This is a genomic window from Ruegeria sp. CL6 (assembly GCF_056536465.1).
In genome coordinates this window covers 209,149-229,782 of sequence record NZ_JBQFPR010000002.1, presented here as the reverse complement: position 1 = coordinate 229,782, position 20,634 = coordinate 209,149, and the positions used below count along the sequence as shown (strand labels likewise).

Here is a 20,634-nt window from a genome sequence, read left to right as displayed (position 1 = left end):
AGGGTGCAAATGGCTGGTGGCTGGGCGCGCGATGGCGCGGTGAGTGAACAGATCGAGGCGTCAATTTCAGACGAGCTTGCCCGTATGCGGGCCCAAAAGCGCCCCGTGGGGCAAAGCCTGACCCATTGCGCAGAATGCGAAGAACCGATCCCTGAAAAGCGGCGGGTCGCCATACCGGGCGTCAAACTGTGTCTGGATTGTCAGCAGGAGCGTGACGGGACTTACAAGTCGCGCGCCGGGATCAATCGGCGCGGATCAAAAGACAGCCAACTCAAATAACGCCGGAGGAACAGCTTGGCCGACACCCGCGCACAGCCGTCAATATGGCAAAACGGGCTGTTTCTGGGGTTTATGTCGGCGTTCCTGTGGGGCACGCACAGTGTCATCGTTAGGTTTCTAACCAACGATCTTGGTGGAATGCAGATCGCCGTGTCGCGCCTGTTTATTGCGGCGCTGGCGATCTGCGGCCTGCTTCGTGTTTTGAAAGTTCCAGCGTTGATCCGATGGCGCGACCGCTATTTTCAGCTTGCAGTCCTGTCGACCGTCATCAACTACATCCTCTTTCATATCGGGCTGGAGCATACCGGGGCCGCAAATGCCATGGTGCTAGAGAACACGGCGCCGTTCTTCGTATTGGTATTTCTGTATTTTTTCGCCGAAACACCCGTTACCCGAACCGATGTTCTGGCAACGTGCTTGGCGATTTTGGGAGTGTTTCTGACCGTTTTTCAAGACTTTCAAGGCGGTGGGGAACCCTTGTTCGGAGATATCCTTGAAATAGGCGCGGGCCTGAGCTGGGCCGTGTTTCTGATCGCAAGCAGCCGGGCAATGCGGGTATCAAGAACCACTGGTGAGCGTCTGAATTTTCTGTTCGGGATATTCTTGTGCTCGGGACTTCTGTTGCTGCCGTTGGCGGCGTTGTCCATGCGAGTGCCGACAGCAACTGACCTGCTGTTCCTTATCCTTCTTGGCGTTCTGCCGACGGCGTTGGCCTATTACCTTTGGTACGAGGCCGCAGCACGCGTCTCGACCCTGACCGCGACACTCTTGTTCGCAGCCTCGGTCGTGTTCACCTTCATCAATGCGGCGATTTTCTTGGGGGCCGCGATCACTCCGATCGCGGCCACGGGTGCTGTGCTGATTGTGGCCGCTGTCTTTCTGACAACCAAAAATCAGAGGTGATCAGCCTTCCATCGCTTCCAATTCGTCAATGAAGCCCGAGATCATGCTTAGCCCTTTGTCCCAGAACTTGGGATCGCTCGCGTCCAGCCCGAACGGGGCCAGCAGGTCCTTGTGGTGCTTTGATCCACCGGCGCGCAGCATTTCAAAGTACTTATCCTCGAACCCTTCTGATCCGCTTTCGTAGACCGAGTACAGCGCGTTCACCAAGCCATCGCCAAACGCATAGGCGTAGACATAGAAGGGCGAGTGGACGAAATGCGGGATATAGGCCCAGAAGGTCTCATACCCTTCCATGAATTCAAACGCGGGCCCAAGGCTTTCGGCTTGAACGCTCATCCACAAGGCGTTGATATCGTCGGGGGTCAGTTCGCCTTCGCGCCGGGCGGCATGGAGCTTGCATTCAAAGTCGTAGAAGGCGATCTGCCGGACAACCGTGTTGATCATGTCCTCGACTTTTCCGGCCAGCAGAACCTTGCGCTGTTCCGGCGTTTCGGCCTGATCCAGCATTTTGCGGAAGGTCAGCATTTCGCCGAACACCGACGCTGTCTCGGCCAGAGTCAGCGGGGTCGAGGACAGCATCTCACCCTGATCCGCGGCCAGTACCTGATGCACGCCGTGGCCCAGCTCATGCGCAAGCGTCATCACATCGCGCGGTTTGCCCAGATAGTTCAGCATCACGTAGGGGTGGACGTCGGTTACGGTCGGATGAGCAAACGCGCCCGGCGCTTTGCCCGGTTTTACCGCCGCATCAATCCAACCTTTCGAGAAGAAGGGCGCTGCGATCTCGCCCATGCGGGGATCGAAAGCGTTATAGGCATCCATCACCGTTTTCTCGGCCTCGTCCCAGCCCACGACGCGCGTGTCTTCCATCGGCAGCGGCGCATTTCGGTCCCAGACCTGCATGACGTCCAGCCCTAGCCATTTGCGTTTCAGCTCGTAATAGCGATGGCTTAGCTTGGGGTAGGCGGCCACGACCGCCTCGCGCAGTGCCTCGACCACTTCGGGTTCGACATCGTTCGACAGGTGGCGACCGGTTTGGGCGGTTGGCATGTTGCGCCAGCGGTCCACGATTTCCTTTTCCTTGGCCTGTGTGTTGTGAACGCGGGCAAAGGTTTTGATGTTGTCCTGAAAGACCGAGGCCAGCTCTCGCGCGGCGGCTTCGCGCTTGCTGCGATCTTGCTCGGTCAGGAAGTTCAGGGTGCCTTCGATGTTCAGTTCTTCGCCATCAACCGTAAAGGTCAATCCGGCGATGGTTTCGTCGAAAAGACGTTCCCACGCGTCACCAACCACACCGAGGTCATGCAGGAACTTTTCCAGCTCATCAGACAGTTGGTAGGGCTTCATCGCGCGGATACGGCGGAATACGGGCTCGTATCGCGCCAGATCAGCGTTCGACCCGAAATGCGTCTTCAGCACATCGTCGTCGATACGGTTGATTTCCAGGGTGAAGAAAACCAGCGGAGTTGTGAAGATCGTGATCTTTTCCTGCATGTCCGACAGGAATTTGGCACGCTCGGCATCCGTGGTCAGTTGGTAATAGCGCAGTCCGGCAAAGGACATGATCCGCCCGGCAATCGCGTTGATCTTTTCGTTGCGCAGGACGCAGTGCAGCAAGCCGTCGGCGTCCAGATCGGCCAGCTTGCCTTCGTAGTCGGCGGCAAAAGAAGCACATTCCCCTTCCAGCCATTCCAGATCGGCAGCCAGTTCAGGCGCGTCCTCAGAGCTGTAAAGGTCCGTCAGGTCCCATTCCGGCAGGTCGCCAAGATTGTCGGCTCCTCCGACTGCATTTGCGTCACGGACGGGAAAGGGAAGGTCGCGCATGGATCACCTCGAAAATCTGCATTTGCAAACATCTAGGCGCGACGCTCAAGGATCACAAGCAGGGTCTTAGCTTGACAGTGCCGGTTCCGACTTTGGATTGGTTTTTGCAGCTTTGAAATGCGCTGCCAGTTGGTCGAAAACTGGGCCGCGTATATCGGGCGCTTCCATTAGGACTTCGTGTTCGCCATCTGGAATCTCGACCAGCGTTCCACTGGGCCAGTTCGCCACGCGCGCACGGATCGCCTTGCGGTCGACGATCTGCTCATGGCTGCCGAGGAAAGTCAGGCAAGGGATTGCAGGGGCGGTTTGCGCCATGAGCCACGAACACTCCTCCAGCGCCTCGCGCAGCCAGATGGTCGAAGGTGAGCCCAAGGTCAGATCCGGATAGGCGATCAACTGGTCCTGCATCATCTTATACATGCCAGGATCGCGTGTCAGAACGTTGCCCTCGAAGGGCTGCGATAACACGTAACTCTCTAGCGACGTGGTCGGAGGCGTCTTTTCCCCAAGGCCAAAACGCGGCCCCCAATAGGCCGTCAATCGGCTGAGAGGTTTCATCAGGGGTGTAAAGAAAATCCCCCACATCGGCCCAGTAAAGGCGCAAGCTGCAAAGCAGTCGTTCTCAAAAACCGCGCGCAGTCCGATTGCGCCGCCCATCGAGTGCCCGATAACGTACCAAGGCCGTGGCAGTTCAAGATGTTCCGCCAATTCAAGGCTGGCCCGCACGTCCTGTTGATAGTCGGTGAACTTGTCAACGTGGCCAACCCGAGGGTCATCTAGCAGTCGATCCGCCAGCCCCTGTCCACGCCAGTCGATTGAAAGAAAAGCAAACCCGCGCCCCACGAATTCTGCTGCTGCGTCGCCGTATTTCTCGATATACTCGGTTCGTCCCGGAAACATCATTACTGTTCCGCAGGCATTGCCTTCGGGCGTCCAATGCGCAACCCGAATACGTGTATCATCCGCGGTGTTCAGCCAATGAGCCTGACCGCCGGGGGGTGCGCCGGCCACATCTTCAAACAAAGGGGCCGGCAACAGATTCATCAGACCAGAGCCGACGCCAACTGCATGGCGATACCCATGTCGCCGTCTACAGTGAGTTTGCCGGACATGAATGCACCGGTCGGGTTCAGCTCGCCGCTCAGGATTTGTTCAAAAGTTTCGGCATCCGCGCTCATTGTTACGTCGGTGTCTTCGTCGCTGACGCGTGCGCCGCTGCCGTCCAATACGATCGAGCCCAGATCCGCGATTGCAAACTTGGCAGATGCTGCAAAACCGCTGTCGGCCAGTTTTTCGTTCAGCGCTGCTGCGGCTTTTTCCAAAGTGTCGCTCATGATTCTCCTCACATTGATTTGAGCGCGAGGAATGGACATCCCTTTGCGCTACGCTACACTGAACGCTGTTATGATCACTACTTGCACAAATCTCAAAGGTATCGTTGCGGCAACTGCATTGCTAGTCACGTTTTCCATTCCTTGTGCTGCTCAGACTGCGGATTCAAGGGACGAGGCTGAACTGCTGGAACAACTGGCGCAATCGACGCCGGAACAAGCGACGGGTTTGGATCGCCAACTCAAGGCGCTGTGGGCTTTGTCCGGGTCAGCATCGGCCGATTTGCTGTTAGAGCGGGGACGTGAGGCATTGGACGACGGTGATACGCAGGCCGCGATAGACCACCTGACGGCCTTGACCGATCACGCGCCCGAATTCGCAGAGGGCTGGCATGTCCGCGCGTCGGCTTTTTTTGGCATCGAACGCTTTGGCATGGCGGCGGCCGATTTACGGCAAGCTCTCGCTTTGAATCCGAGTAATTACGAGGCCATTTATGGCTTGGGTCTGATTTTTGAAATTGTCGGCAAGCCTGACAAGGCGCTGGCGGCCTATGAACGCGCCTTGGCTATACATCCCCATCATGAAGAAGTAACCAATGCGGTGAATCGACTGAAGCCTCAGGTCGAGGGCTCGGCCCTCTAAAGCGCCGGGGCAGGGGGCAAGAGTGAGCGGGTCATCCCGAATCGTGGCCGTACTGGGCCCAACCAACACAGGTAAAACCCACTACGCAATCGAGCGGATGCTGGGGCACCGGACCGGTGTGATCGGCCTGCCGCTGCGTCTTCTGGCGCGCGAGGTTTATGACAAGATCGTCGCCATTCGTGGACCGTCCGTCGTGGCGTTGGTCACGGGCGAAGAACGGATCGTACCCCCGCGCACCCAATATTGGGTCTGCACGGTCGAGGCGATGCCCGAAGGCATGGGTGCCGATTTCGTAGCCATCGACGAAATCCAGCTTTGTACCGACCCCGAGCGTGGCCATGTCTTTACTGACCGACTGCTGCGGTCGCGTGGTACCAGCGAGACGTTGTTTCTTGGCTCGGACACCATGCGCGGACCCATTGCAGCGCTTGTGCCCGAGGCGCAGTTCGTCCGGCGCGAGAGGATGTCTCAACTGGTCTATGCCGGGTCGAAAAAGATCAGCCGGATGCCCCCACGCAGCGCCATCGTCGGGTTCTCGGTCGACAGTGTTTATGCCATCGCAGAGTTGCTGCGCCGACAAAAGGGTGGGGCGGCGGTCGTCATGGGCGCACTCAGCCCGCGCACACGCAATGCTCAGGTTGACCTCTATCAGAATGGCGAGGTTGATTATCTGGTCGCCACCGACGCCATCGGCATGGGACTGAACCTGGATGTAAACCATGTGGCGTTTTCCTCGCTGACCAAATTCGACGGTCGGCGCATGCGGCCCTTGGCGCCGAATGAACTGGCGCAGATCGCAGGTCGGGCCGGACGCGGCATGTCGGACGGCACCTTTGGCGTCACCGGCGAGGCTCCGCCGCTGGACGAGGGTGTGGCGCAAGCGATCATGGACAGCCGCTTTACGCCGATGAAAAAGCTGAACTGGCGGAATGCCGCTTTGCGGTTCGGCTCGATTGAGGCGTTGATCACATCGCTTGAAGTTAGTCCGGACTACGAAAACCTGCTCAAAGCGCGTCCCGCCGATGACCTGAACGTGCTGAAGTCGCTCTCGCAAGTGACCGAGGTGACGGCCCGCGCCAGCGACCCGCAATCCATCCGTCTGCTGTGGGATGTGTGCCGAATCCCCGATTTTCGCGGCATTAGCCATGCCGAACATGCCAGCCTGCTTGAGGTGATCTACGGCCACTTGCATGAACGCGGATCGATCCCAGATGACTTTATGGCGCGGCAAATCCGCCGGATCGACCGGACGGATGGGGATATTGATGCGCTGTCCAAACGGCTGGCATATATTCGCACCTGGACATATGTTGCGCAACGAAACGGGTGGGTTCGTGACGAATCCCATTGGCGCGGCGAAACGCGCACTGTAGAAGACAGGCTGTCGGACGCTCTGCATGACCGTCTGACCCAACGATTTGTGGACCGGCGCACATCCGTTTTGCTGCGGCGGCTCAAACAGAAGGAGGCCCTTTTGGCCGAAGTAAATGACAAGGGTGAAGTGACCGTCGAAGGCGAATTCGTCGGTCGTCTGGAAGGGTTCCGGTTTATCCCGGACAAAGCCGCGCAGGGGACCGAGGCGAAAGCCTTGAAATCGGCGTCCTTGCAGGCTCTCGCGCCGCAATTCCATCTGCGCGCCGACCGCTTCTACAACGCGCCCGATACCGAAATTGATTTCACCGAACAAGGTGGCCTGATGTGGGGCGAATATGCCGTCGGCAAGCTGGTTGCCGGGGCTGAACCTCTCAAGCCAATGGTCGAGGTGTTTGTGGATGAGGCCGCTGGCCCCGATGTCGAACAGAAAGTGCAGCGCCGGTTGCAGCATTTCATCGACCGCAAGGTGGCCGCGCTGTTTGAACCGCTGCTGAACCTGTCGCGAGACGAGGAATTGAGCGGTCTGGCCAAGGGCTTTGCCTTCCGCATGGTCGAGGCTCTGGGCGTTCTGCCCCGCGCGCAGGTCGCGCAAGAGGTCAAGGATCTGGATCAGGACGCCCGCGGCGCGTTGCGCAAGCATGGTATTCGGTTTGGCCAGTTCACCATCTTCATGCCACTGCTACTGAAACCCGCACCCACGCGCCTGCGTCTGGTGTTGTGGGCGCTGTCCAGCGGGTTGCAGGAATTCCCCGAAGCGCCGCCTCCGGGTCTGGTCACGGTGCCCGTCGCCAAGGATGCGCCTCAGGGTTATGACACCATGTGCGGCTACCGCGATGCCGGTGAACGCTCGATCCGCATCGACATGCTGGAACGTCTGGCCGATATGCTGCGTGCCGAAGACAGCCGAGGCGGGTTTGAGGCCAAGCCCGACATGCTTTCGATCACCGGTATGACGCTGGAACAATTCGCGGACCTGATGCAGGGCTTGGGTTATAAGGCCGAACGCGGCGAGCGTGAAAAGATCAAGCCCGCTCCGGCAGAACAGCCTGAGATGGAAGCGGCTGAGCAACCTGTAGCCGAGGAAACCCCGGCCCCCGAAGCGCCCACTGACGAGGTCGCCGCACCCGCCGAGGCGCCAGCCGAGGCCACCGAAAGCACCGAGGCGTCAGCCGAGGCTCCGGCTGCGGATGAACCTGAGGTCGAGGTGTTCTTCACGTTCACATGGGGTCGCCAGCGGCAGCAGAACTGTGGCCCTCGCCGTGAGCAGGGGCAGGGCAAGGGCAAGCCGCGTGGTAAGCCTCAGGATAACCGTAGGCCGCAAGGCAAGAAGGGCGGCAAGCCGCAAGGCGCGAAATCCTTCTCGGCCCGTCCTCCCAAAAAAGAGAAAGCCATTGATCCCGATAACCCATTCGCTGCGGCGCTTATGGGCCTGAAGGACGGCAACTAAACGCGGATGGCGGATGCCAAGCTGCGGATCGACAAATGGCTTTGGCAGGCGCGGTTCTTCAAGACTCGCAGCCTGTCCGCCAAGCAGGTCAGCGCCGGACATGTGCGACTAAATGGAAATCGGGTGCAGAAACCTTCGCAATCAGTTGTGATTGGGGATGTTCTAACCTTTCCGCAGGGTCGCATTGTCCGGGTGGTCCGTGTTGAATTGCTGGGTGAGCGGCGAGGCCCGGCAACCGAGGCTCAAACGCTTTATACTGATTTGACCGAAAAGCAGGACGCTCCGCCCAGAAATCCCGGATTTGAGGGAAAAGGTCGTCCCACAAAGAAAGAACGGCGCGCGCTTGATCTTTCTCGCACTCAAGATAGCTGATCATATCTTGAAGACCCGGCCATACTGATTTAGCTAGACGCCCAAAGCGCAAACAGGAAGTCCACAATGACGTATGTTGTCACCGAAAACTGCATCGCCTGCAAATACACCGACTGCGTCGAAGTATGCCCGGTCGATTGTTTCTATGAAGGTGAGAACACGTTGGTTATCCACCCCGACGAGTGTATCGACTGTGGTGTTTGTGAACCTGAGTGCCCTGCCGATGCAATTCGACCGGATACCGAACCCGGAATGGATCAGTGGGTAGAGTTCAACCGGAAGTTCTCGGAACAGTGGCCGGTTATCGTGACCAAGAAAGACCCTCTGCCCGGCGCAGAAGAACGCGACGGTGAAGAAGGTAAAATGGAGAAGTATTTCTCTGAAGCGCCCGGCGAAGGCGGTTGACCGATTCGCGTTTTTGAACCGGTTGGTCAAATGAAAAAAAGGTGGCGTAATCCCTTGGACACAAAGGGGATTGCTGGCTGTAAGTCGGCTGCGACTTTCGCAGGCCTCAATTTTATGATATAATCAGAACCTAAATGATGAATGAGTTGGGGATGTGCTCCGTAAGTATGTGCGCTTTGGAGTTCTGATTTAGTGACAAATAGACCGCCTGACCGGGCCGAATATGGGCGCGGGCTGGTGTGTTTTTTTGTCTGTCCTTCGCTCAGTAACTAAGGATGAACCTGTATGTCTAAGTCGAAAAAGCTTGAGTTCCGCCCAAACGATTACGTTGTTTACCCCGCGCATGGCGTGGGTCAGATCATTTCGATCGAAGAACAGGAAGTCGCGGGATATTCACTCGAGCTGTTCGTTATCTCGTTTGAAAAAGACAAAATGACCCTGCGGGTTCCGACCAACAAGGTAACCGAGTCCGGTTTGCGGTCGCTCAGCTCGCCTGATGTTATCAGCCAAGCGATGAAAACCCTCAAGGGCAAGGCAAAGGTGAAACGCGCCATGTGGTCCCGTCGCGCGCAGGAATACGAACAGAAGATCAATTCCGGTGATCTGATCTCGATCGCCGAGGTTGTTCGTGACCTGCATCGCACCGACGATCAGCGCGAGCAGAGCTATTCCGAGCGCCAGCTTTATGAAGCCGCGCTGGAACGTCTGACCCGCGAAGTCGCCGCTGTTTCCGGTGCCGGAGAGGTTTCGGCTGCCAAGCAAGTGGACGAAGTTCTGACCTCGCGCGCCGCAGCCGCCTGACGCCGCAGAACACAATTTTGAGGCCGCTCTGGATTCAGAGCGGCCTTTTTCGTGCCCGAACGCTTGGTGAATTCTCTATTTGCGGCTAATTTTCCTGTAAACAGAGGCGGGTACATGGCTAAGGTAAAGCGGACTCTCAAATATCTTTACATCGGACACGACCCAGTTTCCGTCTGGTTCCGGTATGGTTTAATCCTGTTCGATCTGGTGACGATCGTGTTTTTTGTCGCCACCGCACATGTTCCACATGGGCCGGGACTTACAATTCTAAGCATGGTCATCGGGCTGTTGATCCTTGCCGACTTTTCCGCGCGTTTGTGGATCGCAAAGGATCGCTGGAAGCTATTTTTCAAGATATATACTCTTGCCGATCTGGTCGTCATCATTTCGTTGATGCTGGATCCCTTCATTTCCGGGAATCTTGCTTTCCTCCGCATTTTGCGGGCGTTGCGATTGATCCATTCTTACCATCTGCTCAGAGACTTACGCCGCGACAGCGAGTTTTTCAGGACACATGAAGACGCGGTCATTGCCGCGATCAACCTTTTGGTTTTCGTGTTCGTGACTTCGACAGCGGTTTTGGTCTTTTTCATTCCTGAAAACAGCCAAACGGCTTATATCGACGCGCTGTATTTCACGATGGCGACGCTGACCACCACCGGGTTCGGGGATATTACCTTGGCGACACCAGGGGGTAAGCTGTTTTCCGTGTTCATCATGGTGGTTGGCGTGGCTCTGTTCGTTAGGCTGGCGCAAGCGATCTTCATGCCACAGAAAGTGCGCTATAGATGCCCAAGCTGTGGCCTGTTCCGCCATGACCCGGATGCGGTGCACTGCAAACACTGCGGTGAGGCCCTCAGGATCGAAACAGGTGGTGCGTCCTAAAGAACAACTGCCAGAGCCAGCAGAAATGCGATTTCAGATAGTTGCTGAACAGCGCCAAGCACGTCGCCGGTTTGACCGCCGATCTTGTTTGTGGCCAGAGCCGCGACTGCTGCGGTCGAGATGACACACGCCAAAACCGGGGCCAAGGCCGCCGCTCCAACCAATAGAAGGGAAAGTGCCAGAGCGACACCGACCCCCAAAATAACGGCACCAGCACCTGGGGCTCCGACAGAGTGGCTGAGGCCAGAGCTTCGTGCATTTGGCAGCGCAGCCATCAACACCGGCATGACTGAACGTGATCCGATGCAGGCGGCGAGGACACCGGCAAACCCTCCGGCTGTCAGAACCGTGGCTATCAGGGCGCCCCTGAGGGTCTGAGACAATATCAGCGTCAGGACGCCATAAGTTCCGATCTGACTGTCCTTCATGATTTCCAGACGGCGTTCCCGAGTGAACCCTCCCCAAAACCCATCGGCGCTGTCGGCCAGACCGTCTTCGTGCATCGCGCCTGTGGCTATGACCAGAACGGAAACGATCAGAACGGCGCTGACTATGGTGGGCAGGTTCGAGGTCTCGGAAACCCAACCCACAGCGCAAGCCAAGAACCCGACAACCAGTCCCACAAGCGGAAAGGCCCATACGGACTCTGCCTGTCGCGCAAAGACGTGTTCTGGCAAACGGGGGACCGGCAGGCGCGTCAACAGAACCAGCGCAAGCGGGATATCCCATAGGGAAATGAGCTTGGTGTCGTTTTTTAGCACTCCCGCGCCTTTCTAGGTCTTGTTGCTTTGGTCGCTTCGGTTAAACACGCAGGACCACTGTGATGCAACGAGGCTTTGGATGCTGCCCGAACTGAATGATCTTGATTCCTTCCGTGACGCTCTTGGTCAAGCGCGTGGTCCCGACAGTGATGCGTTGCAAGGCGCGGCTGAACGCAACGGCCAGTTGACGAAACCGCCCGGAGCGCTAGGAAGGTTAGAGGATCTTGCGATCTGGTATGCGGGATGGCGCGGGGACGCGCGTCCGCACATCGCCTCGCCACAGGTCATCGTGTTCGCCGGAAATCACGGCGTCACGCAACAGGGTGTGTCCGCTTTTCCGCCAGAAGTGACCGTTCAGATGGTCATGAACTTTGAACACGGCGGTGCAGCGATCAACCAGCTCGCCAAGTCGGCAGGGGCGTCAATGAATGTGCACGCGCTGGATCTGGATCGTCCGACCAAGGACTTTACCGTTGAACCGGCCATGTCTGAAGACGAGTTGTTGCAGGCATTGCAAACTGGTTGGGCGGCCGTTGATCCCAAAGCTGATCTTTTGGTCGTGGGTGAAATGGGTATAGGCAACACAACTCCGGCCGCCGCAATTTCCTGCGCGTTGTTCGGTGGGGAAGCGTCCGATTGGACCGGTCGCGGAACCGGAGTGGACGACGCCGGGCTGGCCAACAAGACCCGTGTCGTAGCACAGGGCGTAGCCCTGCATTCCGGTTCGGGGGATGGGCTGGACATTCTGCGCAGACTTGGGGGGCGTGAAATCGCGGCCATGGCGGGTGCGATTGCTGCAGCTCGTGTGCTGCGTATTCCGGTCATACTGGATGGGTTCATCTGTTCGGCGGCGGCCGCTTGTTTGGCTAAAACCTTTGACGGAGCACTGGATCACGCGATTGCCGGGCACCAGAGCGCCGAGGGCGCTCATGGCGCTGTTCTTGAGCGCCTCGGTAAAAAGCCGATATTGAATCTGGGGCTGCGTCTCGGTGAGGGATCCGGTGGCGCGCTTGCTATCAACATCCTGAAAAGCGCCGTGGCTTGCCACTCGGGAATGGCGACATTCGCTGAGGCTGGCGTCTCGGACGGATAATCTAACTAGCCTGATCCGGCTTGGGTCAGGCGGATTTCTTGGCGTGCTTTTCGGCAAGCTCCAGAAGCTCAGTCTCAAGATCCTTTTCAAGCTGCTGCGCGCGCTCGATATATTTCTTGTTCTCGGCGGTGGGCATTCCCGGAATCCACAGCTCGGCAAGTTCACGGACTGACATCCGATCATGGTGGTAGAAGGTCTGTTCGGCCTGCGCCGCCTCATATTCACTGAGGCCGACGTTCTCAAGCACGTAGCGACCCGCCCGCAATGAGCCATCGAACATCTCGCGCACGATGTCATCAGCGCCTGCCTGATACAGCTCGTACACGTGAGTGCGATCATGTGCGCGTGCCACGATGTGCAGATCGGGTCGCTGACGTCGGGCGAAGCTGACAAGACGTGTCACTTGTTTGGGGTCATCCATAGCAGCAACAAGAACCGCCGCTTTTTCAAGGCCAGCTGCCCGCAGAAGCTCGGGGCGGGTTGGGTCGCCCAAAAAGCCCTTGACCCCAAACCGACGCATAAGTTGAACCGTTTCGATGTCATGATCCAGGACGATCGTCTTGAACCCGCTGGCGCGAACCAGTCGGTTCACAATCTGGCCAAAGCGACCGATACCGGCAATAATTACTGGACCTTTTTCATCGATCTCATCCGGTTCCGGCACCGGCGCGCCTTCTCCGATCCGACGTGAGAGCAGGTCGAAGATGATGAATAAAAGCGGGGTTATCAGCATCGTCAATGCGATGATCATCAACAGCTTTTGCGACAGGTCAGGCGGGATCACGTTCTGCTGGGTCGAAAAGGCGAGAAGAACAAAGCCGAACTCGCCAGCCTGCGCCAATCCAAGCGTGAATAACCAATGGTCGCGACCGCGCAGTTTGAACGCCCGGCCAACCAGATAAAGGATGATCCCTTTGGCAAGAATGACCAACAAGGCCAGCCCGATTAGGTCGAACGGATCGTTGAAGAAATAGGCGATGTCAATGCCCGCGCCGACCGTGATGAAGAACAGACCAAGGAAAAGACCCTTGAAAGGTTCCAGATCGCTTTCCATTTCGTGCCGGAATTCCGAGCTGGCCAGCACGACGCCCGCCAGAAACGCTCCCAGAGCAGGCGAAAGGCCAACAAGCGTCATCAGGAACGAAATACCAACCACGATCATCAGGGCAAGTGCCGTATACATCTCGCGCAGTCGTGTCGCGTGGATAAAGCGGAATAGCGGGCGTGTCAGATAGACCCCGGCAAGAATGACAAACGCAATCGCGCCTATGGTAACCAGCGTTACGGCCCAGCCGGGCAGCCCTTCAACCAGCGAAAGGCTGTGATGGGCTGTGTCGTGCAGGTCTTTGACTCCGCGATCGATAGAGCCGTCGTCCTCGAAATGCGGAAGGGCAGGCAGGGCCAATAGCGGCAGCAGCGCGAGAATGGGAATGACCGCGATGTCCTGTGTCAACAGCACGGAAAAGGTGGCTCGGCCGCCGTTGGTTTGCATCAGTCCCTTCTCGGATAACGTCTGCAACACGATTGCGGTCGATGAAAGCGACAATGTGAGCCCGACGGCCAAAGCTACCGACCACGGGTGGTTTGCGTAAATGGCAACACAGGCGATCACAGCGGTCGAGAGCAGTACTTGCAAACCACCCAGCCCCAAGAGCCTGTCGCGCATATCCCACAGCGCCCGAGGTTCAAGTTCCAGCCCGATCAAGAACAACATCATGACCACGCCGAACTCTGCCACATGCTGCAGGCTTTCGGTTTCGGCACCGACCAGACCGAACATTGGCCCAATGACGATGCCTGCAGCAAGATACCCAAGAACAGAGCCCAACCCCAGGCGTGCCGACAGCGGCACAGCGATCACAGCGGCAGCCAGATAGATCGTCGCCTGATAAAGGAAGTCGTCCATGTTTGTCCTCTTGCTCGGGTCAGGTGGGCAGGGGCGCGTCGCGCTTGAGTTGGTCCATAACGATCTGGCTTTGAACCCTCGCCACTGCAGGATGCGGCAGTATTACCTGATGAAGCAAGCGATTGAGGGCGGATAGATCGTCGCAATAAACATGGAGCAAATAATCCGCTTCTCCAGTCATCGTCCAGGCGCTGGTGATCTCAGGGCGGGTGTCGACCATGCGGGCAAAGCCCTCGGACTGTTCCGGGCCGTGCGTGCCCAGATGAACCTGAATGAAGCCCTGAACCTGAAGCCCCAGTTTCAGCGGGTCCAGTCTGGCTGCGTAGCCAGTGATATAGCCTTCGGCCTCCAGCCTTTGCCGTCGGCGCCCAGCCTGACTGGGTGACAGGTTCAGCATTTCACCCAACTGGTGCGCGGTCAGGTGTGCATTCTTCTGCAGGGCGGACAACAGGCGAGTATCAGTCGAATCCAGCATATGCGGAAAATCTCCACGGTTTGTCCAAAGCGTGCGCAAATTGCGCGCCTACTTTTAGGTTACACGAAAACAATGCGCAGAAACAGCGTTGGATAAGGCGTATTTTGGAATCAGCAAAGAAATTCCTGTTTTACGGAGACGCGCCATGGGACCCTTCCCGCACAACGCCCCGAAATCTGTCATCAGTCCAGAAAACCCCGCCGGAACTGACGGGTTCGAGTTTGTCGAATTCGCCCACCCAGAACCTCAGGAGCTGCGCGATCTGTTTGCCAAAATGGGGTTTGAACTGGTCGGCCACCACAGGGACAGACCAGCCGTCGAACTGTGGCAGCAAGGGGATGTGACCTATATTCTGAATGCGGACGAAAATAGCTTTGCCGCGAAATTTGTGGCTGAGCACGGCCCCTGCGCGCCTTCGATGGGGTGGCGCGTGGTGGATGCCCAAAAAGCGTATGAGCACGCGGTGTCCAAAGGGGCAGAGCCTTACGATGCCGACGACAAAACAATGGACGTCCCTGCCATCAAGGGAATCGGTGGGTCGCTGATCTATTTCATTGACCAGTACTATGACACTTCGCCCTACAACCGCGAATTCACTTGGACCAAGCAGTCCAAACCACGGGGAGATGGGTTCTATTACCTCGATCACCTGACGCACAACGTCTACAAGGGCAACATGGACAAGTGGTTCAAGTTCTACGGCGACTTGTTCAATTTCCGCGAAATCCGCTTTTTTGACATTCAGGGCAAGTTCACGGGCCTCTACAGCCGTGCCTTGACATCTCCTTGCGGACGAATTCGCATTCCGATCAATGAAGACCGGGGTGAGACAGGGCAGATCGTCTCGTATCTGAAAAAATACAAGGGCGAAGGCATTCAGCATATCGCGGTCGGGAGCGAGGACATCTATGCCTCGACAGACGCGATAGCGGAAAAGGGCTTGAAGTTTATGCCCGGCCCGAACGAAGCCTACTACAACATGTCCACGGAACGGGTTGCCGATCACGAGGAACCTCTGGACCGAATGATGAAGCACGGCATCCTTATCGACGGTGAGGGCGTATTGGACGGCGGCGAAACCAGAATTTTGCTGCAGATTTTCTCGAAAACCGTAATCGGCCCGATCTTTTTCGAGTTTATCCAGCGAAAAGGCGATGATGGTTTCGGGGAAGGAAACTTCCAGGCGTTGTTTGAATCCATCGAGCGCGAACAGATCGAAAGCGGCGAGATTTCAGCAGCTTAAGGTTGGTGTTTAAAGACGGTCAGAGGTGGTGGATCACATTTGCCTCTGACCACGTTCCCGTCAACTTCGCGGCATTCTTAGCGTGACGTTCTGGCCTCGTTTCTGGTATCGCAACTCGCTGTCGCTGATGGCGATCACGTTGCCGCCGTCAATGCGATCTCCGACTTTCAGTTTCTTGTAGCGACCGCTTGGCAGCCGGACCAGTGCCCGCCGATTTGACGGTGTGCCATAAACGCCGATCAGGTTCAGCTTTCGCAGATTGATCGCGTTGTCGATGGTGGCTTGCCGCGCAACCGATGCAGATGATGGAATCTTGGGCGCAACAGACTTCGCCTGGAACGAGCCCGCCTCGTCACCTTTTTGAGGGACCGCCGCAGTCGAGCCCAGCTTGGCGGTGGAGGTCTGCGGCTTAAGTGTCAGCCCGGCGGGGCGGGGCTTGGGCCGAGGCACGCGCACCACGGCCAGCGCCGTGGGTGTTTCGTCAACCTGTGGCCGGTCCTGCACGGACTTGGGGCGCAGTTTCGGTCTTACGCTGGCCAGTTCTTCGCGTGTGCGTCCGCCTAGCTGCTGGCGTTCAAAGCGTTCAATCAGATCGGTGGGTCTGGGCTTGGGTCGAAGTAGCGCCAAACGCGCGCTCGTATCCTCAAGAATAGGTTCTTCTTCAAAGCGAACGGGGGCTTCAGGCGGCACCTTGGTTGGGCGTCCAAGATAAACAACCACGCCGTCCGGGTTTAGCGTGCCGTCGGCAGTCGCGGTCACGAGCCCTCGATCATCAAGGTCAAACTGCGTTTCCGGGTCTTCGCGCTCGGTTATCGGGGCTACGGGAACGAACGCAGTGTCAGTGTCAAAACTGCTGACCGCTGGCAAGGCGAGCGCGTCACGCGACAGATCAGACCTGTCAATTGATGTCAGATAAAATTCGTTGGACTGGCTTTCATCCGGCTCAAGAGCAGGCTCTGCCAACGGTTCGGGGGTAACAAATCGCGCACCGGCATGTTTTTGAACCGGCTCAGGCTCAGGCTCAGGGTCGGGGTCCCGTGCCACTTGTTCGACGATCGTCGGCGCGATTTTCAACGCCTCCAGTATCGCGGCATCCGTTGGGGATAGGTCGGGTTCGTTGTCTTCGGCTTGCGTTGGCGGGTTCGTTGGGGGCGTTTCCAAAGCAACCGTATCTGGCGCTGTGACTTTTTCAGGCTGCAGCACCGGATCTGATGGCGTTTCCTCGGTCTGCGCGATCACGACTTCAGGTGCTTTGTCCCCATCGGGTGCGATCAAAGCCCAGGCTATCAACGCAGCACCCACGACAACAGCAGCGCCGATAGGCAATGCATAACGACCGAGCGATGCAGTGCGCGAAAAGACGCGGTAGCCTTGTGGCTTAGGGGAAGGGGCTGAACGGAAATCGGCAGGTACAGAAGACGCGGCGATCGCATGGACAGGATGTGCCCCGGATTCCTCTGGCTTGCTTTCCTCTTTTGCGTCCACCTGAGCCGGAACCTTCAAAGAAAACTGGGGTTCTGCTGGATATTCCTGCTCATCGGTTGGGGCTGAGAATTGAACAGGAATAAATCCGTGTTCGACTGCGAAGGTCTGCGCCTCTTGCAGCGTCTGCCTGGCAACCGCCGCGATATAGGTTTTGGGGCCGTCTATGGCCGTATCATAAACCAGTTCGTCCAAAGCATAGGGCGTGGCTTCTGACAACGCCGCCTGAACACGCTGGTTTAGGAGCGCAGGGTCATCCGCTGCGGACTCCACGGCAAGAAAGCGCACCTGACTGGCGGGCAGGACAATTTTGCAACGCAGGTTGTTTTCAAGGGCGAACCCCTGTTCGCGCAGCGTTTGAAGCTGGGCGTTCAGGTCCAGCGCGTCCACGGAAACCTCGCCGACACAAAACCAGTCGCCGTCTGCAAGGTGATGCAAAGAAATTCCGGTAGAAGAAAAAGACAGCGCGAAGGCAGGTTTCATATTCCGGAAGAACCATAATTGTCAGCGTCAAAGCGGGCGATAAATCGTCCGCAGACTGACATTAAAGCAGGATCCCGCCGAGGGAAAGAAAAAGCCAATACTTCCCCTTGTTCGGCAGACCGTTGCCACCCCATCTTGGTATAAATGAATTTGGAGGGAAGACCTTGAAGAAACTTGCTTTTTTGGCCGCTGTGCTGGGTATGGCCGCCGCGAGTGTGTCCCATGCGGAAGAACGTCGCATCTCGGTCGCTGCGGCAGGCACCGTTCAAGCGGCCCCCGATATGGCGACAATCAATCTGGGTGTCACGAATGAGGATGCGCAGGCGTCAACTGCGATGCAGGCCACGTCGGACGCAGTAGCTCAGATTCTGAAACGTCTGGAGGAACTGGGCGTCGAAGCGCGGGACGTGCAGACCAGAGATATCTCAGTATCGCCGGTTTGGTCGGGACGCGGCAATCAAAACGCAGAAACGCCAGAGATCACGGGTTTTGTTGCGTCGAACCGGGTGATTGTGCGCGTTCAGGATCTTTCGCAGCTTGGATCGCTGATGGATGCCGTCATTCAGGATGGGGCCAACGATTTTGGCGGTCTCAGTTTTGGTGTCAAAGACCCGAAGCCCCTTGAGGCCGAAGCGCGTGCCAAAGCCGTGGCCGAGGCGACCGCCAAGGCTGAACAACTGGCGCAAGCTGCGAACCTGACGTTGGGCCCGGTCCAAACGATCAGCGAGCAGGTCGCGAGCGTCCGGCCTGCCGCTCAGATGCGCGAGTACAACATGGCGGACTCTGGTGGAGTACCTGTTGCAGGCGGGGAAATCTCGGTCTCTGTCACCGTTTCGATGGAGTTCGGGATCTCGGAATAAGCCTAGCTTTTGGCGCGGGCTTGCAGCGGTTGCCGTTGCTGGCCCGTTTGATCGAAATTGTCGGGAGACAGCCATTCCTCGAACGCAGAGCGGATGCGCGGCCATTCGGTATCGAGTATGGAATACCAAGCCGTATCCCGGTTGCGTCCCTTGTAGTGCGTCGCTTGTCTGAAAATCCCTTCAAACGTAAAGCCCAACCGTTCGGCCGCGCTGCGTGACGGGGCGTTTAGGGCGTCGCATTTCCACTCATACCGCCGATAGCCAAGCTCATCGAATACGCGGCGCATCATCAGGAACATTGTTTCGGTCGAAGGCGGTTTGCGCTGCAAGAGCGGCGAAAAATGGATATGCCCAACTTCGATCGAACCGGCAGCGGGGTCAATTCGCAGGAACGAAGCCATCCCGACCGGAGTGCCCTCGTGATCCAGCACGGTGTGAAACATGGGATCAGCGTCCGTGCAGGACGCACGCGCCCAAGCCTCGAAGTCTTCTTCGGCCTTGAACGGGCCGTAGGGCAGGTAGGTCCAGTTCCGCCCGTCGGTATCGTTGGCAAACGCCCGGTACAAACCGGGCGCATGCCTGTTCACATCCAGTGGCACGACCGAAAAATAGCGACCTTCCATCGGTGTGTAGGGCGGGGTCGGGCGTGGAAACTCGCCCGAGACCGGTAGGCCGATGGGTTGACCCAATGCGTTCGTTACGTGCTCGACCATGGTTTAGGCCGACGCCTTTGCTAGCGCCTGATCCAAATCAGCGATCAGGTCGTCGGCGTCTTCGATACCGATGGACACGCGCACAACGCCCGGGCCGGCACCAGCGGCCTCTTGCTGTTCGGGGGTCAGTTGGCGGTGGGTGGTCGAGGCCGAGTGGATGATCAGCGAACGAGCGTCACCAAGGTTGGCCACGTGGCTGAAGATTTCCAGCGCGTTTACCAGCTTGATACAGGCGTCATATCCGCCTTTGACAGCAAAGGTGAACAGAGCGCCTGCGCCCTTCTTGTACTGCGCCTTGACCCGGTCGTGATAGGTGGACGAGGGCAGTCCGGCATAGGTCACATACTCCACCCGGTCATCCGCTTCGAGCCAGGCCGCGATCTTCTGGGCGTTCTCAACATGGCGTTCCATCCGCAGCGACAGGGTCTCGATCCCCATCAGTGTGTAATGCGCGGCCTGTGGGTTCATTGTCATGCCCAGATCGCGCAGACCGATGGCGATGCCGTGGAAGGTAAAGGCCAGCGGGCCGAACGTCTCGTGGAACTTCAGGCCGTGATAGGCGGGTTCGGGTTGGCTGAGCGAGGGGAATTTGTCATTCGCCGACCAGTCGAACTTGCCAGAATCCACGATGCAGCCGCCTGTTACTGTGCCGTTGCCGGTCAGGTATTTGGTGGTTGAGTGCACCACCAGTGTCGCGCCGTGCTCGATCGGGCGGCACAGATATGGGGTGGCCGAGGTGTTGTCGACGATCAGAGGAATGCCCGCATCGTCAGCTACATCCGCCAGCGCACGGATATCGGTCACGTATCCGCCGGGGTTGGCGATGGATTCACAGAATACCGCGCGGGTGTTTTCGTCGATGGCAGCTTTCACCGCGTCTACATCATCCGTATCCACGAATGTAGCGGACCAGCCAAAGCGCTTGATGGTTTGGGTGAACTGCGTGACGGTTCCACCATAAAGGCGCGTCGAAGCAACGATATTGCAGCCCGGAGCCATCAGCGGGAACAGCGCCATGATTTGCGCCGCGTGACCCGAGGAACAGCAGACCGCGCCTACGCCGCCTTCCAAAGTGGCAACACGTTCCTGCAGGACGGCCACGGTTGGGTTTGTCAGGCGGGAATAGATAAAGCCGACTTCCTGCAGGTTAAACAGGGCGGCCGCATGGTCAGCGTCACGAAATACATACGCGGTGGTCTGATAAATTGGGGTCTGCCGTGCGCCGGTTGCCGGATCAGGGCGCGCGCCAGCGTGAATTTGAAGCGTGTCAAAGCCGTAGGTTGGACCGTCCGACATCGTTGAAATCTCCCTCTGGAATGTGTGTTGCTGACTCTCTAGGCGATTGGGCGCTTGCGCA

Annotated in this window: 20 protein-coding genes; 11 read left to right on the top strand and 9 right to left on the bottom strand. The window is 57.7% G+C overall.

Annotated features, from left to right (window positions below):
- Positions 1 to 9 precede the first annotated feature (9 nt).
- Both ACR0LH_RS06100 and ACR0LH_RS06095 read left to right on the top strand, forming a co-directional pair.
- Entirely contained in the window at positions 10 to 279 is a 270-nt protein-coding gene (locus ACR0LH_RS06100) for a DksA/TraR family C4-type zinc finger protein (RefSeq protein WP_480720106.1), read from the top strand.
- A gap of 15 nt (positions 280 to 294) precedes the next feature.
- Positions 295 to 1,182 carry a DMT family transporter gene (locus tag ACR0LH_RS06095; protein ID WP_480720105.1) on the top strand — a complete coding sequence of 296 codons (888 nt, stop codon included), beginning with the start codon at positions 295 to 297 and terminating at the stop codon, positions 1,180 to 1,182.
- Here the strand turns inward: ACR0LH_RS06095 and ACR0LH_RS06090 are convergent, their stop codons facing one another.
- From ACR0LH_RS06090 to ACR0LH_RS06080, 3 genes are all read right to left on the bottom strand, one after another.
- Positions 1,183 to 3,003 carry a M3 family oligoendopeptidase gene (locus tag ACR0LH_RS06090; protein ID WP_170383789.1) on the bottom strand — a complete coding sequence of 607 codons (1,821 nt, stop codon included), beginning with the start codon at positions 3,001 to 3,003 and terminating at the stop codon, positions 1,183 to 1,185.
- Between the two features lie 66 nt (positions 3,004 to 3,069).
- Positions 3,070 to 4,047 carry an alpha/beta fold hydrolase gene (locus ACR0LH_RS06085; RefSeq protein ID WP_480720104.1) on the bottom strand — a complete coding sequence of 326 codons (978 nt, stop codon included), beginning with the start codon at positions 4,045 to 4,047 and terminating at the stop codon, positions 3,070 to 3,072.
- Complete coding sequence (locus tag ACR0LH_RS06080) at positions 4,047 to 4,337, bottom strand: SCP2 sterol-binding domain-containing protein (protein WP_480720103.1); 291 nt, start codon at positions 4,335 to 4,337, stop codon at positions 4,047 to 4,049. Before ACR0LH_RS06080 ends, ACR0LH_RS06085 begins: the two co-directional genes overlap by 1 nt.
- Before the next feature lie 31 nt (positions 4,338 to 4,368).
- Here ACR0LH_RS06080 and ACR0LH_RS06075 point away from each other — a divergent pair, with 31 nt between their 5' ends.
- The 6 genes from ACR0LH_RS06075 to ACR0LH_RS06050 all read left to right on the top strand — a co-directional run bounded on the left by ACR0LH_RS06075 (position 4,369) and on the right by ACR0LH_RS06050 (position 10,261).
- Entirely contained in the window at positions 4,369 to 4,977 is a 609-nt protein-coding gene (locus ACR0LH_RS06075; RefSeq protein WP_480720101.1) for a tetratricopeptide repeat protein, read from the top strand.
- A gap of 22 nt (positions 4,978 to 4,999) precedes the next feature.
- Complete coding sequence (locus ACR0LH_RS06070) at positions 5,000 to 7,798, top strand: helicase-related protein (RefSeq protein WP_480720099.1); 2,799 nt, start codon at positions 5,000 to 5,002, stop codon at positions 7,796 to 7,798.
- 6 nt (positions 7,799 to 7,804) lie between these two features.
- A complete protein-coding gene (locus ACR0LH_RS06065; RefSeq protein WP_170383800.1) occupies positions 7,805 to 8,170 on the top strand; it encodes an RNA-binding S4 domain-containing protein in 366 nt (121 codons plus the stop codon).
- Between the two features lie 66 nt (positions 8,171 to 8,236).
- Positions 8,237 to 8,575, top strand: a complete 339-nt coding sequence (gene fdxA, locus ACR0LH_RS06060) for a ferredoxin FdxA (protein ID WP_170383802.1) — start codon at positions 8,237 to 8,239, stop codon at positions 8,573 to 8,575.
- Between the two features lie 285 nt (positions 8,576 to 8,860).
- Complete coding sequence (locus ACR0LH_RS06055; protein WP_170348382.1) at positions 8,861 to 9,376, top strand: CarD family transcriptional regulator; 516 nt, start codon at positions 8,861 to 8,863, stop codon at positions 9,374 to 9,376.
- Positions 9,377 to 9,490: 114 nt separating this feature from the next.
- Complete coding sequence (locus tag ACR0LH_RS06050) at positions 9,491 to 10,261, top strand: ion channel (protein ID WP_480720097.1); 771 nt, start codon at positions 9,491 to 9,493, stop codon at positions 10,259 to 10,261.
- On the opposite strand, the gene cobS is transcribed toward ACR0LH_RS06050, so the two are convergent.
- A complete protein-coding gene (gene cobS, locus ACR0LH_RS06045) occupies positions 10,258 to 11,022 on the bottom strand; it encodes an adenosylcobinamide-GDP ribazoletransferase (protein WP_480720095.1) in 765 nt (254 codons plus the stop codon). The two genes, ACR0LH_RS06050 and cobS, sit on opposite strands and share 4 nt — an antisense overlap.
- 79 nt (positions 11,023 to 11,101) lie before the next feature.
- Here cobS and cobT point away from each other — a divergent pair, with 79 nt between their 5' ends.
- Positions 11,102 to 12,115 (top strand): nicotinate-nucleotide--dimethylbenzimidazole phosphoribosyltransferase, encoded by a 1,014-nt coding sequence (cobT, locus tag ACR0LH_RS06040; protein WP_170549397.1) that lies wholly within the window; start codon positions 11,102 to 11,104, stop codon positions 12,113 to 12,115.
- 25 nt (positions 12,116 to 12,140) lie between these two features.
- Here cobT and ACR0LH_RS06035 read toward each other — a convergent pair whose 3' ends face one another.
- Positions 12,141 to 14,021, bottom strand: a complete 1,881-nt coding sequence (locus ACR0LH_RS06035; RefSeq protein ID WP_480720094.1) for a monovalent cation:proton antiporter-2 (CPA2) family protein — start codon at positions 14,019 to 14,021, stop codon at positions 12,141 to 12,143.
- A 19-nt stretch (positions 14,022 to 14,040) separates the two neighbouring features.
- A complete protein-coding gene (locus tag ACR0LH_RS06030; RefSeq protein ID WP_170383813.1) occupies positions 14,041 to 14,496 on the bottom strand; it encodes an Lrp/AsnC family transcriptional regulator in 456 nt (151 codons plus the stop codon).
- Between the two features lie 145 nt (positions 14,497 to 14,641).
- On the opposite strand from ACR0LH_RS06030, the gene hppD reads away from it, so the two are divergent.
- Positions 14,642 to 15,739: a 4-hydroxyphenylpyruvate dioxygenase gene (gene hppD / locus ACR0LH_RS06025; protein WP_480720092.1), complete on the top strand. Its 1,098-nt coding sequence runs from the start codon at positions 14,642 to 14,644 to the stop codon at positions 15,737 to 15,739.
- A 60-nt stretch (positions 15,740 to 15,799) separates the two neighbouring features.
- Here the strand turns inward: hppD and ACR0LH_RS06020 are convergent, their stop codons facing one another.
- On the bottom strand, positions 15,800 to 17,659 hold the full coding sequence (locus tag ACR0LH_RS06020) for a hypothetical protein (RefSeq protein WP_480720091.1): 1,860 nt from the start codon (positions 17,657 to 17,659) through the stop codon (positions 15,800 to 15,802).
- 209 nt (positions 17,660 to 17,868) lie between these two features.
- On the opposite strand from ACR0LH_RS06020, the gene ACR0LH_RS06015 reads away from it, so the two are divergent.
- On the top strand, positions 17,869 to 18,564 hold the full coding sequence (locus ACR0LH_RS06015; RefSeq protein WP_480720089.1) for an SIMPL domain-containing protein: 696 nt from the start codon (positions 17,869 to 17,871) through the stop codon (positions 18,562 to 18,564).
- Between the two features lie 2 nt (positions 18,565 to 18,566).
- Here ACR0LH_RS06015 and ACR0LH_RS06010 read toward each other — a convergent pair whose 3' ends face one another.
- Both ACR0LH_RS06010 and ACR0LH_RS06005 read right to left on the bottom strand, forming a co-directional pair.
- Positions 18,567 to 19,277 carry a GNAT family N-acetyltransferase gene (locus tag ACR0LH_RS06010; protein ID WP_480720088.1) on the bottom strand — a complete coding sequence of 237 codons (711 nt, stop codon included), beginning with the start codon at positions 19,275 to 19,277 and terminating at the stop codon, positions 18,567 to 18,569.
- 3 nt (positions 19,278 to 19,280) lie between these two features.
- Entirely contained in the window at positions 19,281 to 20,573 is a 1,293-nt protein-coding gene (locus tag ACR0LH_RS06005; protein ID WP_480720086.1) for an O-acetylhomoserine aminocarboxypropyltransferase/cysteine synthase family protein, read from the bottom strand.
- Positions 20,574 to 20,634: the final 61 nt, after the last annotated feature.